We start from the raw sequence: 466 nt of genomic DNA on the forward strand, positions 1-466 counted from the left end.
GAAGATGCCCCGCTCTTCCGGGCAATAGCCGATGCCGCAGTGCGCGATCTTGTGCGTCGGCATGCCGATGGTCTCGGTGCCGTTGACGCGGATCGAGCCCTTGCGCTGGCCGGTAAGGCCCATGATGGCGCGCAGCGTGGTGGTGCGCCCGGCGCCGTTGCGGCCCAGCAGCGTCACCACCTCGCCGGGATTCACGGTCAGGTCCACGCCATGCAGGATGTGCGATTCGCCGTACCAGGCGTGCAGGTCCTTGATGTCTAGTGCGGGCGTTGTGCTCATCCTGGCTCCTCAGTGCGCGCCCTGCAATTCAGTTTCGACGGTGCCCATGTAGGCCTCCATCACGCGCGGGTCTTTCGATACCTCGGCGTACGGCCCCTCGGCCAGGATCGCGCCGCGCTGCAATACCGTGATCTTGTCGGCAATCGACGAGACCACGTTCATGTTGTGCTCGACCATCAGGATGGTG

2 protein-coding genes are annotated in these 466 nt (G+C 64.8%); both read right to left on the reverse strand.

The window, feature by feature from the left end; genetic code table 11:
- Positions 1-279 (reverse strand): ATP-binding cassette domain-containing protein (locus tag ACYP5B_RS48920; protein WP_459574684.1); only part of this gene is annotated, 279 nt, incomplete at its 3' end.
- Positions 280-288: 9 nt separating this feature from the next.
- On the reverse strand, positions 289-466 hold a 178-nt coding region (locus tag ACYP5B_RS48925; RefSeq protein WP_459574687.1), incomplete at its 5' end, for an ABC transporter ATP-binding protein C-terminal domain-containing protein.

This window comes from Cupriavidus sp. 8B (genome assembly GCF_054589115.1).